Below are 14,870 nucleotides of genomic sequence, written 5' to 3'. Positions count from 1 at the left end.
ACGAACGGCATTAGTCGGCCGTTGCGGGCGTCTCGCTATCAGACTCCTCGGTGTCGTTCGCTCCCTCGTTGCTCCCCTCGTCGACGACGGACTCGTCCCAGTCGCCGACGAGGAACCACACCGCCACCAGTGCCGCGGCGGCGACGTGCGAGAACGCGATGCCCCACCAGACGCCCGCCGCTCCCATGCCGACGGCGGTGATGAGCACGAGCGTCGGCGGGATGCGGAAGAACCACTGCGAGGCGATGGAGAAACCGAGGGCCGTCCGCGTGCTCCCGGCCCCGCGGAACGCGGCGTTCAGCAGGTGAAAGAGGCCCATGAACACGTAGGTAGGGCCGATGATTCGGAAGTAGTCCGCGCCCATCGAGAGGACTTCCGGTGCCGTCCTGCTCACGTCGAAGAAGGCGGCGACGATGGCCGCCGCGAACGCGAAGGCCGCGGCGCTGGCGAGGAGGAAGACGCCGCCGCCCAGTCCCACCGCCATGAGGACCGCACGGCGCGCCCGCCCGGCCTCGTCGGCCCCGAGGTTCTGTCCGACGGCCGTCTCGACGCCCTGTGCGAGGCCCACCGCCGGGAGGTAGACGAGCGTGTTGATGCGGTTGCCGACGCCGTAGGCCGCGACGGCCTCCGTCCCGACCATCGCGACGAGGACGGTCATGCCGGTGTAGGCCAGCGAGTCGGCCGACCGTTCGAGGCCCGCGGGACCGCCCACGTCCAGAATCTTCCGGACCGTCTCCTCGTCCGGTCGGAGGTCCGAAAGGGAGACGGCGAGGCCGAGTCGGCCCGAGAAGAGGAGCCAAAAGCCCGCCAGCGCCGCGCCGCCGCGCGCGATGACGGTGGCGATGGCCGCCCCGGAGACGCCCATCCCCGCAAAGCCGGTGATGGCGTACAGCGTCGATTCCAGGCCGCCCAGGCCGACCAGCGAGAAGACGACGTTGTCCCGGAAGCCGAGGACGAAGAAGGGGTCTAGGACGGCGTTCGCGACGACGCTTCCGAGCATGAGGTACATCGGCGTCTTCGTGTCGCCCCACCCGCGCAGGATGGCCTGAAACGCGAACGCGCCGAACATGAACGTCGTCCCGGCGAAGACGATGCGGGTGTACTCGACGGCCATCGCGTGAATCGCCGTCCCCGGCGTCGTCCCGATGTACGGCAGGAGCGTCGGCGCGAGGCCGAATCCGACCAGCGAGAGCAGGCCCGAGACGACGGCGGTGACGGCGATGGTCTGGCCCGCCACCTCCCGCACCCGGTCGTCGTTGCCCGCGCCGCGGTGCTGGGAGACGAGGACCGTCCCGGCGACGGTGAGTCCGCTCCCCAGCGAGATAGTCAGGAAGATGAACGGCAGCGAGTAGGTCAGCGCCGCCACAGCGCCGTCGCCCAACTGCCCGACGACGAACGTATCGACGAGGTTGTACGCGACCTGTAACAACTGTGTGCCGACGAGCGGCAGTGAGAGGGCCAACAGCGGGCGCAGTAACGGCCCCTCGGTCAGGTCGACGGAGCGGTCGGTCGTACTCACGTACGTCGGGGGTCGAACTACGTGGATATAATTCGTCGTGGTTCGAGCGCGACCGTGACGGCAATTTTATTCGGCCACGCCCGCAACGCCAGTCCATGCAGTCGCTCCACGCACGCTATCCGTTCCTCGCCGCCGCCCGCGAGGCCGTCGAAGCCGCGGCGGTCGACCTCGGTGAAGTGGTCGCCACCGAGGAGGCGGTCACGGGGCGAGCGCTGGAGCGCGTCGAGTCGGCGATTACCGAGGGCACTGTCGGGGAACCGCACCGCCGCACCCGCGTCGAACTCCTGTCGTATCCCGTGGCCCGCGTCCTCGTCTCGCTCGTCGACGAACACGTCTGTACCCGAAAGTACGCCAGCGCGGAGGCCGCGACGGCCCGCGAGCGCTTCACCGCCGAGTTCGAGACGACGACGGAGTTCAAGTCGACCCAGAGCGAGCGTATCGAGTTGCGTGACCTCCTCGTGGAGTTCGACCTCGCGAGCGCGGTCCACGAGGCCGAGACGGGCTACTGGGTCGACGTGGGCGCGTATCTCGAACTGGCGGCCGACCAGCGCGGCGACCGGTGGCGACTCGTCAACCGACCGCTCGCCGACGGTCGGGTCCGCATCGCCACCGACGACCTCCACGTCCTCCTGAAGCAGGCGATTCGCCACCGCGTCGCGGAGGGACTCCCCTTCGACGTGCCCGACGTCATCGCCGACGAACTCGACGCGGAAGTCGAACAGTTACGCGAGGTGCTCGCCGACCTCGATTTGACGCGGGAGATAGACACCGTCGTCCCCGAGATGTTCCCGCCGTGTATGCAGTCCCTGCTCGACCAAGTCCAGAAGGGCGAGCACCTCGAACACCACTCGCGGTTCGCCATCGCGGCGTTCCTCACCAGCATCGGCATGACGACGGACGAAATCGTCGACCTCTTTCAGGTCAATCCCGGGTTCGGCGAGGAGGCGACCCGGTATCAGGTCGACCACATCCGCGGCGACACCAGTCCCACGGAGTACTCGACGCCCGCGTGTTCCACGATGATGTCCTACGGCGACTGCGTCAACAAGGACGACCTCTGTGAGCGCATTTCGCATCCGATGGGATACTACGAGCAGAAACTGGACGACGCCGAGGACGACGAACTGGTGGACTGGCGCGAGGAGAACGGCGGCGACGACGCGGGAGAAGAGGCCGACGCGTAGAACCGGGCCGTCAGAACTCTTGGCGTTCCATCCAGAGACCAGCGACGAGCATCACGACGATGAACAGCCCGATAGCGCCGATAATCGCGATACCGCCTTGTTCGGTGAGTCCGCCGTTGCTCGAATAGTTCGTCGAGACGAAGACGGCGGCGGCGACGAACGTCGCGAGTGCGATGGTCGAGACCACTATCTGCACGATGGCCTCCCGGTCCAATTCCATGTCCCGCGATATCGTTGGCCCGGCCAAAAGAGTGTCGAAGCGCCGTAGCCCCCCGCCGGAGCAGTTGGGTGAGCGAGAGGTTTAGGTTCGTCCGACACCTACGTTTCGACTGGACACATCGAGAAAAACAGCCGTGTCCGCCCGCTATGACACTCATCGACCCGGCCGCCGACTCGGAGCGAACTGCACTCGCACCGGACCCCAGTAGGCTCCCCTCCCGCGCCGCTCGCGCGTGGACCGAGCGCATGGCCGTCCGGCCGCGCGGGAACAGCACCTACGCCGTCACGTCCGAGAGCGGTCACACGTACCTCGTCGACCTCGCCGACCACAGCTGTAGCTGTCCGGACCACCAGATTCGCGGCGAACAGTGCAAACACCTCCGCCGCGTCGCCATCGAAATTACCACTCGCCGCGTGCCGCCGCCGGGCCACCAGCGCGCCCGCTGTGACGCCTGCGGCGAGGTGACGTTCGTCCCGACGGGCGCGGACCCGCCCCACCTCTGCGAGCGCTGTCGCCTCGCCCCCGGCGACGTGGTCCGCGACCGCGAGACCGGCAAGCGCCTCGTCGTCGCCGCCGTCACGAACAACCACGCCGACGAGTACGTCATCGCGGCCACCGGTCGGACCGTCGCCGACCACGAGACGAACGGCGGCTATCCGGCCGCCGACATCGTGGTCGAGGCGACGTACCTGACCGACGCGGCCCGGCGTCCGGACCCCAAGCGATACGCCTTCCCGCACTCGCGGCTGGCGAAGACCGACGAGCAACTGGTCGTCTGACCCCTACTCGAGCATCGCCGCGGCTTCCTCCTTCGAGAGGTCGCCGCGCTCGAACGCCGACAGCACGTCGAGCACCGACTGGTCCGGCCCGTCGTCGGCCACCTCGGCCAATGTCACCTTCTCCGAGTGGCCGACGAACTCCTCGAAGTCCGTCCCCTCGGCCAGCGCCGTCTCCTTTTTCACGCGGTAGTTGCCCCCGTCCGTGGTGTAGAGGTCGCCCGGATGGAAGAAGTACCAGTCTTCCCGGTCGAATCGGACGCCGACGCGGGGCTTCGCGCCAAAGTTCTGCGAGAAGAAGAGCAGCGCCTCGATTTCCTCGCCGTCCAGGTAGATGGGGTCGCCCGCGCTCGACTTCGCCTCGATGGCGTAGAACGTCTCGCCGTCGCCGGTCAACACGTCGGGCAGTTCGCGCTCCGTGGCGCTCCCGCTTGCGGGTGCGCGCATCACCGCAAAGCCCGCCGCGTCCAGAGCGTTGACGAGTTCCCGTTCGCGGCGGTCCCCCTTCGCGTTCGAGTTAGGCATTGCTCACCGTTTCGCCGTCGCGCCTAAAAACGTCTCGCGGTGACCCCGTGGGTTCGAGAGCCGTCACGCCGTTCGGGCGCTCGCTAGTCGCGCCCCTCGTCTGCCCGCGACTCCAACTCCCGGATAATCGCCTGCGTCTCGCCGCCGTCGCTTCGGACCGCCTTCGCGTAGCGGCGGTACTCCTCCGGCGACACCCGCACCGTCTTCGACTCGCCCTTGTGGGTCAGCTCCAGTCGGACCATCCCCTGCGGGTCGTTCCGGGCGCGGAAACTCGCCATCGCGGTGAAGACGAACCAGAAGGCCAGTCCCGCGCCGAGGAAGTACGCCGTCGTCGTCTCGAAGGCCAGCGTCTCCGCACCGGTGGTCCAGCGGGTCGGGTACGCGACCTGAAAGAGGGCGATACCGACGAGACAGAGGCCCGCGCCCGCGAGGACACCGACCTGCTCGCGCTTCGAGGACGGCAGGACGGCGACGACGGCCAAGAACATCGCCGGGATGCCGAGGCCGCCCAGCGTGCCCGCGAGTTTCTCTGCGGCCCGCAGGTCGTCCGCGCCGAGCAGTGTCGACAGCGGCGTGGTCGCGACCAAGATGGCGACGACGACAGCGAGCGCACCCAGTACGCCGAGGGTCACGCCAGCGTACACTCGGCGAGGGTCTTGTCCGTCCCACCGAGTACCCGAGTACGCGTCGCCCAGACTCTCCATGCTGTGGCGTTTGTCGTCCCCCCACAAAACGCTACGTCAGACGCTCGTCCGACCGTGAGGCGGCTACTCGCTCTGGATTCGCGGGGCCAGCATGTAGGTGACGCGACCCTCGCCTTCGGCGAAGTTGAAGTGCATCTTCACCGGGAACTCCTCGCCCAGTTCCATCTCGACCTCGGCGTCTTTCGGGATGGCCTTGTTCATGTTCTTCAGGTAGTCGAGCGAGAAGAGCGAGTGGGCGTTGCCCGCCGTGAGGTCGATGAGGTCGTCGCGGGTGAGTTCGAGGTGCACGTCGTCGGTGTCGCCCTCCGCGTCGACGTAGAACAGTTCGTCGCCCGCGTCGACGCCGAGTGCGATGTGGTCGCTGACCATGTCGGCGGCCTTCACCGCGCGGTCGATGTCTCGGCCCTCGATGACGATGTGGGCGGGCAGGTCGAGGTCCGGGAGGTCGGGTTCCTGCCGGATGGAGTCGGGGTCGATGAGCGCCAGCGTGTATTCGAGGCCGTCGATAGCGATGTGGAGCTTTCGCGTCTCCTCGTCGAGCTCGAGGTGGATCAACTGGCCCGAGTCGGCCATCCCGGCGATGTCTTCGAGGCGAGAGAGGTTGACCCCGATGAGGCCGCCGTCCGTCTCGTAGGACTCGAAGGCCGCCGCTTCGAGTCGCAGGTCGACCATCCCGACGTTGGCCGGGTCCACCGCCCGGATTTCGAGTCCGTCGTCTTCGAGGTGGATCTTACACTCGTCCACCAGCACGCTCACTGAATCGAGAGCCGATTGGAGCGTGTCCGCGCTCACGATGGCGTTGAACATCTTGAACCGGGCTACGACCCCATGCATTAAAAAGTCCCTCATTGATACCGCGTGCGCGTGCGGGAGAGGCCGTCGGGGCGTCCGCGATGGACGGCACGAAGAGTGAACGACACGCGTAAACGGCTCGGCGGGCTACGGTGAACAACGAATGAGTGGGAAAGACGACTACTACAACAGGGCCAAACAGGAGGGCTATCGCGCCCGGTCGGCCTACAAACTCCAGCAACTAGACGAGACAGCCGGACTGCTGGGCGAGGGTCGCACGGTCGTCGACCTCGGGGCGGCCCCCGGTGGCTGGCTCCAGGTGGCCGCCGAACGCGTCGGCGAACGGGGCACCGTCGTCGGCGTCGACCGGCAGCGAATCGACCCCTTAGACGACCCCGAACCCGCCGTCGAGTACGTCCGCGGGGACATGACCGACGAGAGCACGAAAGCCGAGATTCGCGACGTCGTCGGCGGCGCGAGCGACGAGCGCGGCGGTCCGGTCGACGTGGTCCTCTCGGACATGGCCCCGAACATGACCGGCGAGTACGACCTGGACCACGCCCGCTCGGTCCACCTCGTCCGACAGGCCTTCGAGGTGGCGACGGACCTGCTGGACACCGGCGGGGACTTCGCCGCGAAGGTGTTCGACGGGCAGGACCTGGCCGACCTGAAAGCCGACATCGAACCGGAGTTCCGGTACGTACGCGAGGTCCGTCCCGACGCCTCGCGGGATTCGTCCTCCGAACTGTATCTGGTCGCGAAACACCATCTCACCGCGCCCGTCCGCGAGGGCGACGTGGTCGCGGTGACCATCGACGACATCGGCGAGGAGGGCGACGGCATCGCCAAAGTGGAGGGCTTTACCCTGTTCGTCAGCGGCGTCGAAGAGGGCGAGACGCTCGACGTGCGCGTCGACGACGTGAAAGAGCGGTACGCGTTCGCCCAACCCGCGGAATAGGCGGCTTACTGAACGGCTGGCGCGGCCGCGTCGTCGTCCTCGCGGTTACTCGCGAACCGGACGACGGCGTAGACGAACGGTGTGTCGAGCAGGGCGATGAGGAGTTTCAGAACGTACTGACCGACGACGAGTGACAGCGCCGCCGACAGCCCGACGCCCTGAAAGGCGACGAACCCGATTCCGATGAAGATGAGCGTGTCGACGAGCTGACTCGTCGCCGTCGACCCGACGTTCCGAAGCCACAGCGCCTCGCCGTCGGTTCGGTCACGGAGTTCGTGGAAGATGAACACGTCCAGGTTCTGACTGACGACGTAGGCCGCGAGGCTGGCGACGACGATACCGGTACTCGCCGCCAGCACGTTCCGGAAGGCCGCCGGGTCGACTGGCTGTGCCTGGGCGGGCAGACCGGGCGCGAGAATCGTACTCCAGACCAGCGCCAACAGGACGAAGTTCATCGCGAACCCGACGTTGACGACGACGGTGGCCGCGCGTCGCCCGTACAGTTCGGCGTAACAGTCGGAGGCGAAGAACGTCAGGGCGTACGCCAGCGCCGCGCCCGGCAGGACCAGTGCCTCACCGACGACCGGCAGCGAGAACGGCAGGCCGAACGCCAGCAGTTTCGAGGCGGTGACCTGCGAGACGACCAGCGCCGTCACGAACAGCGCCACGAGGCCGACCTGGACGACGTCGTCGCTACTGCTCATCGTCGAGTCGCCCCTGCCGTTCGTCGATGTCGTCCAGTACGTCCAGCGTCTTCCGAATCGAGGCGCGGATGGCCTCGCTCCGGTTGACGAACTTCCCGTCCTCGCCGACGTGGTCGTCGAGGTCGTTGAGCAGTTCCGCCGGAACCTCGACGCTTATCTTGGGCATATCCCAGTAATACCGATAGAAGGCTTTAAATCGGTCGCCTCGCCGCCTCAGTCCGCCGGTTCCGTCCGGTCTTTCGGCGTCCGGCGGCCGCCCAGCGTGTACACCCAGAGGATGCCCAGTCCGAGCAAGTACGCCGCCGCCGTCGGGATGCCGACGATGAACATCGTGAAGATGCCGTTGGGCGAGAGGATGGCCGAGAGCGCGACGATGGCGATGACCACCTCGCGCCAGCGCTCGTACATCAGCGTGAAGGGGACGATACCGCCGCGGTGGAACAGGAACATCGTCACCGGAATCTCCGCCAAGAGGCCGATGCCGATGGTGAGGAAGAACACGAGCCACCCGAACTTGCTGATGCGGTAGGCGATGACCATGTTGGCCTGCAACTGGTCGTAGGCGATGGCCGAGATGGTCATCGGCGCGACGTAGAGGAAGCCCAGCAGGCTCCCGCCGATGAGCGCCGCGAACAGGGTCCCGCCCCACACGAGGAGGACGTTCCGGTCGCCGACGACGACGCCGCGTTCCCGCATCGCGGGCCACGCGAAGTACAGCAGGAGCGGGATGACGGAGATGAACCCGAGGATGGTCGAGAACTTCACGATGAAGACGAGGTGTTCGACCGGGTGCAGCGTGACGATGTTGACGCCCTCGGCCATCCCCTCGGGGAGGCGGCTGACGAAGATGCGCTGGATGCGGCCGATGCCGCCCTGGTAGAGGAACAGAAACGCCGCCGAGAGGACGACGCCGAAGACGCCCAGAATCCAGAACGCCTTGGACATGAGCGAACTGAGGATGAACTGGATGTCGTAGTAGTAGCCGCCGATGTCGTCCTCGGTGGTCTCCTCCTCGGTGAAGGCGCTGACCATGCCCGCCGTCGTCGAGGCGAGCACGTCGCCCTCTTCCTCGTCTTCGGCGACCTCGGTGCCGTCGCCGCCTTCCGCGTCCGTCTCGTCGTCGTCCTCGTGAGCCATGTCCCAGCGGTCCAGAATCATCTGGGCCTTCTCCTGGTCCTCCTCGGAGAGCGCGCGGTCGGCGTGGGCCAGCGCCTCCTCCTCGGTCATCTCCTCGAACACTTCCGGCGGACACACCTCGACGGCCGAGGCGCTTATCTCGTCGATGTCGATGGCCGTCGGGTCGCCGTGGCGGCGGCCCGGCGGCGCGGCGCTCTCGCCCAGCGCTTGCAGGACGTGGTAGTACAGCACCGCGCTCGCGCCGACGGCCCCGACGAAGACGCCGATGCCGACGGCCGTCGTCTCGACGGGGAGGCCGAACAGCGCCGGCGGCGCGATGTCGCCGGTCAGCCTGTCCGAGGGGAACCACGCCGCGAACGCTCGAACGTACTGGAACGCGGGCGTCGCCAGCAGGTAGTAGACGACGCCGCCCGAGAGCACGGCGGCCCCGAGAACGGTGTTCCAGTTCCGGCGCGCGACCAGTCGCGTGCTGACGAGGTCGTTCGAGCGCTTGATCGTGACCGCGAGTTTCGAGAGGGCGAGACTCAGCGCGTAGAGGCCACACAGCGGCGCGGCCCACATGATCTGGGTGAAGGGGTCCGGCGGCGAGAACAGCGCCCCGAACCCGAAGATTGCGACCACGGCGTAGCGCCACTTGTCGCGGAACGTCTCGTACGGGACGATGCCCGTATAGGAGAGCACCGTCATCAGCAGCGGCAACTGGGCGGCGAGGCCGAACGACGCCGCCAGCAAGAACACGAACTGCGCCCACTTGACGATGGAGTACTGGGGGACGAACCCCGCGGCGTCGGCGTTGCCAGCGAGGAAGTTGAACATCAGCGGGAAGAACAGTTCGTAGGCGTAGGCCACCCCGGCAGCGAACAGCGAGAGGCTGATGACGACGAACAGCGCGCCCTTCCAGAACGCTATCTTCTCGGCGGGCCACCAGCCACGCCGTCGCAGGCCGTCGCGGCCGAAGTAGATGAGCAGGGGCAGCGCCATCAGGATGCCGACCACCGCGCCTATCTTCACCTGCAGGAGGATGACGTCGAACGGGGTGACGGCGACGATGCTCGTCGCCTCTTGGGTCGTGAGGTCCATCTGGGAGTACAGCAGGTCCTGCCGGAGGCGGTCCCACGCCCCGTACTGCAGGCCCATGATGGTCCCGAGCATCCCGATGACGAAGACGATGAACACCTTCTGGAGGTGTTGCTGGGCGGTGCCGAGCATCGCACCGAGCGTCTCACGGCCGCTCTGGACCGTCTGGACGGTGTCTTCGTCGATTGCACTCGCCATCTTCCGTGAAGGTAGCCGATTCGGCGTTATCAATTTGTTCATCACGCAGGCGTCTGCGGGGCCGAGGGCGGCCGCTCGAAAAGAAAGTTTACAACTACCAACCGCCAAACCCGTCCCAGATGGTGGACGGCGACGGCGACGACGAGCGCCCACGACCCGAGGACCCGCTTCTCTCCTCGGACGCGCAGAGCGACAGCGCCGCCGACGCCGACGACGCTCGACACGACGGTCCCGACAAGGGACCGAACAGAGACAGTGCGTCCGCGGACGGCGACGAGGGCGACATCGACGCCGATGCCGACGCGGACGGCGCGGACGACGCCGATGCCGACGCGGACGGCGCGGACGACGCCGATGCCGATGCCGACGGCGCAGACGACGCGGACACCGAGACGACCTTCGAGGCCGACCCGATAGGCGACGAACCCGCTGGCGGGCACGAAGACCTGTCGTACAGCCTCCCGGGGTCGACCCGGCGGGGCCTGTTCGACCGCGACCCCGCGGACATCGTCGCGGCCACCCCGGCGGACGTTCCCACCGATTGGGGCGTCCCGGCGTCACCGACGCCGACCTCGCCGCCCAGCGGCGCGCCCGCGGCCGGAGGCGGGTACGACCCCGACGAGGATATGGGCGCGCCCGACGACCAGGAGATGCCGCTGGCCGACCACGTCGAGGAGATGGCCACGCGGTTGTTCATCGTCGTCGGTGTGATGGCCGCCGTCGCCGTCCTCACCCTGCCCGCATCGGACGAACTCATCAACTTCCTGTGGTACTCGTTCCTGGACGGCCCGGCGGAGGCCTGCGGCCAGTTCGCCACCGGTCTTCAAGAGGGCGGGCAGGCCGCCGGGCCCGCCGGTGCGGACTGCCCGCACGTCTACAGCCCGCTCGCGCTGATTCTCGCGCGGCTGAAAGTCGCCTCGTTAGTGGGCTTCATCGCCGCCCTGCCGGTGTTCGTCTACGAGACGTACCTGTTCATGCGACCGGGGCTGTACCCCCGCGAGCGGCGCTACTACCTCGCGGCCGTGCCGACGAGTCTGGTGCTCGCCGCCATCGGCGTCGGCTTCGCGTACTTCGCGGTGCTGCGGGCGATGTTCGACTACTTCATCACGTACTCCGACCGCGCCGCGGACCTCGCCTTCGGCCTCGGTGAGACGTTCAACCTCATCATCCTGATGCTGGGCTTCTTCGCGCTGGTCTTCCAGATTCCGCTGTTCGTCATGCTCGCCATCATGATGGGCGTGACGACCCGGCGGTGGCTGGTCGACCGCCGCCTGTACTTCTGGGGCGCGTTCGCGGCCATCGCGTTCGTCTTCAGTCCCGACCCGACGGGGATGGCCCCGCTGATGGTCGCCGTGACGATGATTGCCCTGTTCGAGGGGACCCTGCTCCTCCTGAAGTGGACCGGGAGCAGTTCGCCCATCCCGACCGCCGAGGACCTCGCGAACCGGCGCCCCTACGCCTACCTGCTCTTCGGCCTCGTGGGCTACGTCCTCAGCCCCGCGCCGGTGCCGACGGGCTACTACGGCCAGTTGCCCGCGAGCATAACCGAGACGCTCGCGCAGGTGGGACTCGCGCCACCGATTCTGGTCGGCGGCGGCCTCATCGTGCTGTTCGAACTGACCGCCTACCTCAACAAGAACTACTACGGGAGCGTCCGCCTGTGGCGCGGCCTCCGAAAGGCCCGACTGCCGGTCTGGACGGTTGCCATCGTCGTCGGCTACCTCTCCAGCCCCGACCCGACGCTGTTCCGCCTCGTCGACCAGTTCGGCCTCGAAGCGACGGCGGCCGTCGCCGTCGCCGCGGGACTGGTCGTCCTCTTCGAGGGGAGCCTGTTGGCCGCCAAACTCCGCGGCCGCGCTGCCGACGACGAACCGGCGGACCCGCCCGAGCAATGACCACCGTCCTCCTCGCCCGACACGGCGAGACGCCGTGGAACCGCGAGGGACGGATACAGGGCTGGGCCGCGACGGGCCTCACCGACCGCGGCCGCGAGCAAGCGCGGGCGCTCGGGGAATGGCTCTCTGCTGCGTACGACGTGGACCGCGTCGTCGCCTCGGACCTCTACCGGACCCGGGAGACGGCGGCCTATCTCCGCGAACGCGCGAGGGACCTCCCGGAACCGACGTTCGACCGCGGGTGGCGCGAGCGCGGGTTCGGCGTCTATCAGGGCTTTCTCGACGAGGAACTGTTCGCGCGTCACCCCGACCACGACCCGGCGACGAGCGTCTCGTCGCTGGACATCGACCCGGAGGGCGGCGAGAGCGTGACCGCGTTCTGTGAACGCGTCGAGTCGGCGTGGGCCGACCTCCGAGCGACCGTCGGGGCCGAGGAGACGGTGCTGGTGGTCACCCACGGCGGCCCCCTCAAGGCCCTTCGCTCGGTGCTGACCGACCGCGACCGCGCCGCGGCGCTGGCGAGCGGGTCGCCCCCGAACTGCGCGGTGACGGCGGTCAGACTGGGCGAAACGACGGAGCTACTCGAAGACGGCCACACGGCGTGGCGAGACGGCTGAGAACTACTTCGTGGGGTAATCGGCGTCGAAGACGTTCGCCACTACGTCCTCCTCGCTCTCCTCGTCACCCTCGGGACTGACGCTCCCGGTCTGGTAGCCGTGGAGGTCCAGCGTCACGTGGTCGAACCCGCAGTCCTCGACGTGGTCGCGGGCCGCGCGCACGAAGTCGGGGTCCAGGGCCGTCTCCAGTTCCGCCTCGCCGACTTCGATGCGTGCGAGGCCGTCGTGGTCCCGGACCCGGAACTGCTCGAAGCCCCACGTCCGCAGGAGGCGTTCGGCCTTCTCGACGCGGGAGAGGCGTTCCTCGGTCACTTCGAGTCCCGTCGGGATGCGCGAGGAGAGACAGGCCATCGAGGGCTTGTCGGCCACCGAGAGGTCGTACTCGCGGGCGATGTCGCGGACCTCCTCCTTCTCGATGTCCTGCTCCAGCAGGGGCGAGTACGCGTCCAGTTCGTCGACGGCGCGGAGGCCGGGCCGGTGGCCCTCGCCCACGTCGGAGGCGTTGGTGCCGTCACACACCACGTCGATGCCCAACTCGCGGGCGCGGTCGTACATCGCGCCGAGGCGCATCGACCGGCAGTGGTAACAGCGCATGTCGTCGTTCTGGACGAACTGCTGGCTGTCGAGTTCGGAGAACTCCACGATTTCGTGCCGGATGCCGATCTCCTCGGCGACGCGTGTCGCGTCTCGCAGTTCATCGGCGGGCAGTGTCTCGGACTTGGCGGTACAGGCGACGGCGTCGTCTCCGAGTGCGTCGTAGGCCAGCGCCGCGACGACGCTCGAATCGACGCCACCGGAGAACGCGACCACCACGCTGTCTCGCGACGCGAGGTCCTCCCGAGCGGCGGCCATCTTCTCCGCGACAGCAGACATGAACGGGACTTCTCGTTGGACGGCAAAAACGGCTTCGCGTCCGGTGCGTCAGTGTGTGAGTCCGTGACAGGGCGTGCGTACGCTTTTCATGCTGGCTCGGTAACCGCCGACGATGCCCTCCACTCGCCCCGCGGTAGCGACTGCTGTACTGGCGCTGGGAACGCTTCCCGGCGTCGCCGCCGCACAGTCCTCTTCGCCGCAGTTATCCCCGGGAGCACAGTTCATCGCCGCCTTCGGATTCAGTTTCGTCCTCGGTGTGCTCGTCCTCGCTATCGCCCCGCGGTGGGTCGAGAGCGTCGCCGACGAGGCGGCGACGGACCTTCCCGTCGCCGTCGCCCTCGGCACGTTCGGCTACGTACTCGTCCTCGTCGGCCTGTTTCTGGTGGGACTGACGCTTATCGGCCTCCTCATCACCATCCCGGGACTGCTCGTCCTAGCAGCCATCGCTATGGTGGGGACGCCAATCGGCGCGTACGTCCTCGGACGGGCGCTGACCGACGCCGGAAACGTCGAGAATCGGTGGCTCTCCCTGCTGGCGGGGACCGTCGTCCTCGGCGGCGTCAGCGCCGTCCCGATAGTCGGCGACCTGCTGAACCTGCTCGTCGCCAGCCCCGGCATCGGCGTCCTCTTAGCGCGGTCGAAGCGGGCTATCGCCGACGCGCTGTAGCGAGCGGTGGGTTCATGGCTCCGAGGGACCGACGTGGCCGTATGGATATGACACGTCGTCCCCGACGGCTTCGGACCGACGGGGTCAGACCGCTGGTTCGGGAGACGGACCTCTCGGCGTCGGACCTCATCGCCCCCGTCTTCGTCGACGCCACGACCGACGAGCGAGTGCCCATCGAGACGATGCCGGGTCACGAACGGGTCCCCGTCGAGGAGAGCGCCGCCCGCGTCGAGGAAATCCGCGAGACGGGCGTCGAGGCCGTGATGGTGTTCGGCATCCCCGAATCCAAGGACGAACGCGGCACCCGGGCGTGGGCCGACGACGGCGTCGTCCAAGAGGGGGTCCGGCGCATCACCGAGGAGACGGACGCCTACGTCATTACGGACGTCTGTCTCTGTGAGTACACCGACCACGGGCACTGTGGTCTCTTGGAGGCGACTGCCGAATCAGACCCCGACCTCACCGTCCGCAACGACGAGACGCTGGACTTGCTGGGGCAAATCGCCGTCAGTCACGCCCGCGCGGGCGCGGACATGGTCGCGCCCTCCGGCATGATGGACGGCATGGTCGGGGCAATCCGTGAGTCGCTGGACGACGACGGCCATACCGAAGTCCCCATCATGAGCTACGCCGCGAAGTTCGAGTCGGCCTTCTACGGCCCGTTCCGGGACGCCGCCGACGGCGCGCCCGCCTTCGGCGACCGACGGCACTACCAGATGGACCCCGCGAACGCGCGCGAAGCGCGCCGGGAAGTCGCCCTCGACGTGGAACAGGGCGCGGACGTGCTGATGGTCAAGCCCGCGCTCCCGTACCTCGACATCGTCCGGCGGGTCCGCGAGGACCACGACCACCCCGTCGCGGCGTACAACGTCTCCGGCGAGTACGCGATGCTCCACGCCGCCGCCGAGAAGGGGTGGCTGTCGCTGGAGGAAGTCGCCTACGAGTCGCTCCTGTCCATCAAGCGGGCCGGAGCGGACCTGATTCTCACCTACTTCGCCGAAGATATCGCGAATCGCCTCTGAGA

General features: G+C 67.7%; 16 protein-coding genes. 7 read left to right on the top strand and 9 right to left on the bottom strand.

The features are described 5' to 3' along the window. Positions 1–10: 10 nt before the first annotated feature. Positions 11–1,519: an MATE family efflux transporter gene (locus NJQ44_RS01270; RefSeq protein ID WP_254272871.1), complete on the bottom strand. Its 1,509-nt coding sequence runs from the start codon at positions 1,517–1,519 to the stop codon at positions 11–13. 95 nt (positions 1,520–1,614) lie between these two features. On the opposite strand from NJQ44_RS01270, the gene priL reads away from it, so the two are divergent. Then, complete coding sequence (gene priL, locus NJQ44_RS01265) at positions 1,615–2,703, top strand: DNA primase regulatory subunit PriL (RefSeq protein WP_254272870.1); 1,089 nt, start codon at positions 1,615–1,617, stop codon at positions 2,701–2,703. Positions 2,704–2,713: 10 nt separating this feature from the next. On the opposite strand, the gene NJQ44_RS01260 is transcribed toward priL, so the two are convergent. After that, positions 2,714–2,923 (bottom strand): DUF7472 family protein, encoded by a 210-nt coding sequence (locus NJQ44_RS01260; RefSeq protein WP_254272869.1) that lies wholly within the window; start codon positions 2,921–2,923, stop codon positions 2,714–2,716. Between the two features lie 146 nt (positions 2,924–3,069). Between NJQ44_RS01260 and NJQ44_RS01255 the strand changes: the two genes are divergently transcribed. Continuing rightward, positions 3,070–3,702 (top strand): SWIM zinc finger family protein, encoded by a 633-nt coding sequence (locus NJQ44_RS01255; RefSeq protein WP_254272868.1) that lies wholly within the window; start codon positions 3,070–3,072, stop codon positions 3,700–3,702. Between the two features lie 3 nt (positions 3,703–3,705). On the opposite strand, the gene hjc is transcribed toward NJQ44_RS01255, so the two are convergent. The 3 genes from hjc to NJQ44_RS01240 form a co-directional block, all read right to left on the bottom strand. After that, positions 3,706–4,224, bottom strand: a complete 519-nt coding sequence (hjc, locus tag NJQ44_RS01250) for a Holliday junction resolvase Hjc (RefSeq protein WP_254272867.1) — start codon at positions 4,222–4,224, stop codon at positions 3,706–3,708. Positions 4,225–4,307: 83 nt separating this feature from the next. Further along, on the bottom strand, positions 4,308–4,928 hold the full coding sequence (locus NJQ44_RS01245; protein ID WP_254272866.1) for a cell division protein CdpA domain-containing protein: 621 nt from the start codon (positions 4,926–4,928) through the stop codon (positions 4,308–4,310). 63 nt (positions 4,929–4,991) lie between these two features. Continuing rightward, positions 4,992–5,735 carry a DNA polymerase sliding clamp gene (locus tag NJQ44_RS01240; RefSeq protein ID WP_254274362.1) on the bottom strand — a complete coding sequence of 248 codons (744 nt, stop codon included), beginning with the start codon at positions 5,733–5,735 and terminating at the stop codon, positions 4,992–4,994. Between the two features lie 148 nt (positions 5,736–5,883). Between NJQ44_RS01240 and NJQ44_RS01235 the strand changes: the two genes are divergently transcribed. Then, the gene (locus NJQ44_RS01235; RefSeq protein ID WP_254272865.1) at positions 5,884–6,678 is read left to right on the top strand and encodes a 23S rRNA (uridine(2552)-2'-O)-methyltransferase; all 795 of its coding nucleotides are present in this window, start codon (positions 5,884–5,886) and stop codon (positions 6,676–6,678) included. Between the two features lie 5 nt (positions 6,679–6,683). On the opposite strand, the gene NJQ44_RS01230 is transcribed toward NJQ44_RS01235, so the two are convergent. Genes NJQ44_RS01230 through NJQ44_RS01220 form a run of 3 tightly spaced genes read right to left on the bottom strand, consistent with a single transcriptional unit; the run spans position 6,684 to position 9,794 of the window. After that, positions 6,684–7,382 (bottom strand): queuosine precursor transporter, encoded by a 699-nt coding sequence (locus NJQ44_RS01230; RefSeq protein WP_254272864.1) that lies wholly within the window; start codon positions 7,380–7,382, stop codon positions 6,684–6,686. Next, complete coding sequence (locus tag NJQ44_RS01225; RefSeq protein ID WP_254272863.1) at positions 7,372–7,548, bottom strand: ribbon-helix-helix domain-containing protein; 177 nt, start codon at positions 7,546–7,548, stop codon at positions 7,372–7,374. The genes NJQ44_RS01230 and NJQ44_RS01225 overlap by 11 nt, the downstream gene beginning before the upstream one ends. Positions 7,549–7,595: 47 nt before the next feature. Continuing rightward, entirely contained in the window at positions 7,596–9,794 is a 2,199-nt protein-coding gene (locus NJQ44_RS01220; protein WP_254272862.1) for a twin-arginine translocase subunit TatC, read from the bottom strand. A gap of 119 nt (positions 9,795–9,913) precedes the next feature. Between NJQ44_RS01220 and tatC the strand changes: the two genes are divergently transcribed. After that, a complete protein-coding gene (tatC, locus tag NJQ44_RS01215; protein WP_254272861.1) occupies positions 9,914–11,689 on the top strand; it encodes a twin-arginine translocase subunit TatC in 1,776 nt (591 codons plus the stop codon). Next, positions 11,686–12,306 (top strand): histidine phosphatase family protein, encoded by a 621-nt coding sequence (locus tag NJQ44_RS01210; RefSeq protein ID WP_254272860.1) that lies wholly within the window; start codon positions 11,686–11,688, stop codon positions 12,304–12,306. The genes tatC and NJQ44_RS01210 overlap by 4 nt, the downstream gene beginning before the upstream one ends. Before the next feature lie 3 nt (positions 12,307–12,309). Here the strand turns inward: NJQ44_RS01210 and larE are convergent, their stop codons facing one another. Continuing rightward, a complete protein-coding gene (larE, locus tag NJQ44_RS01205; RefSeq protein ID WP_254272859.1) occupies positions 12,310–13,179 on the bottom strand; it encodes an ATP-dependent sacrificial sulfur transferase LarE in 870 nt (289 codons plus the stop codon). Positions 13,180–13,291: 112 nt separating this feature from the next. Between larE and NJQ44_RS01200 the strand changes: the two genes are divergently transcribed. Then, positions 13,292–13,846: a DUF8173 domain-containing protein gene (locus NJQ44_RS01200; protein ID WP_254272858.1), complete on the top strand. Its 555-nt coding sequence runs from the start codon at positions 13,292–13,294 to the stop codon at positions 13,844–13,846. A gap of 41 nt (positions 13,847–13,887) precedes the next feature. Next, the gene (gene hemB, locus NJQ44_RS01195) at positions 13,888–14,868 is read left to right on the top strand and encodes a porphobilinogen synthase (RefSeq protein ID WP_254272857.1); all 981 of its coding nucleotides are present in this window, start codon (positions 13,888–13,890) and stop codon (positions 14,866–14,868) included. Positions 14,869–14,870 lie beyond the last annotated feature (2 nt).

It is taken from the genome of Haloarcula marina (assembly GCF_024218775.1).
Taxonomy (GTDB): Archaea; Halobacteriota; Halobacteria; order Halobacteriales; family Haloarculaceae; genus Haloarcula; species Haloarcula marina.
The sequence above is the reverse complement of the archived record's forward strand: the minus strand, read 5'-3'. Positions and strand labels throughout refer to the sequence as shown.

What these genes read in the sequence shown, in the direction of transcription:
- priL (WP_254272870.1), top strand. Translation starts at nt 1,615, where the DNA reads ATGCAGTCGCTCCACGCACGCTATCCGTTCCTCGCCGCCGCCCGCGAG.
- NJQ44_RS01260 (WP_254272869.1), bottom strand. Translation starts at nt 2,923, where the DNA reads ATGGAATTGGACCGGGAGGCCATCGTGCAGATAGTGGTCTCGACCATC.
- NJQ44_RS01255 (WP_254272868.1), top strand. Translation starts at nt 3,070, where the DNA reads ATGACACTCATCGACCCGGCCGCCGACTCGGAGCGAACTGCACTCGCA.
- hjc (WP_254272867.1), bottom strand. Translation starts at nt 4,224, where the DNA reads ATGCCTAACTCGAACGCGAAGGGGGACCGCCGCGAACGGGAACTCGTC.
- NJQ44_RS01245 (WP_254272866.1), bottom strand. Translation starts at nt 4,928, where the DNA reads ATGGAGAGTCTGGGCGACGCGTACTCGGGTACTCGGTGGGACGGACAA.
- NJQ44_RS01240 (WP_254274362.1), bottom strand. Translation starts at nt 5,735, where the DNA reads ATGTTCAACGCCATCGTGAGCGCGGACACGCTCCAATCGGCTCTCGAT.
- NJQ44_RS01235 (WP_254272865.1), top strand. Translation starts at nt 5,884, where the DNA reads ATGAGTGGGAAAGACGACTACTACAACAGGGCCAAACAGGAGGGCTAT.
- NJQ44_RS01230 (WP_254272864.1), bottom strand. Translation starts at nt 7,382, where the DNA reads ATGAGCAGTAGCGACGACGTCGTCCAGGTCGGCCTCGTGGCGCTGTTC.
- NJQ44_RS01225 (WP_254272863.1), bottom strand. Translation starts at nt 7,548, where the DNA reads ATGCCCAAGATAAGCGTCGAGGTTCCGGCGGAACTGCTCAACGACCTC.
- NJQ44_RS01220 (WP_254272862.1), bottom strand. Translation starts at nt 9,794, where the DNA reads ATGGCGAGTGCAATCGACGAAGACACCGTCCAGACGGTCCAGAGCGGC.
- tatC (WP_254272861.1), top strand. Translation starts at nt 9,914, where the DNA reads ATGGTGGACGGCGACGGCGACGACGAGCGCCCACGACCCGAGGACCCG.
- NJQ44_RS01210 (WP_254272860.1), top strand. Translation starts at nt 11,686, where the DNA reads ATGACCACCGTCCTCCTCGCCCGACACGGCGAGACGCCGTGGAACCGC.
- larE (WP_254272859.1), bottom strand. Translation starts at nt 13,179, where the DNA reads ATGTCTGCTGTCGCGGAGAAGATGGCCGCCGCTCGGGAGGACCTCGCG.
- NJQ44_RS01200 (WP_254272858.1), top strand. Translation starts at nt 13,292, where the DNA reads ATGCCCTCCACTCGCCCCGCGGTAGCGACTGCTGTACTGGCGCTGGGA.
- hemB (WP_254272857.1), top strand. Translation starts at nt 13,888, where the DNA reads ATGGATATGACACGTCGTCCCCGACGGCTTCGGACCGACGGGGTCAGA.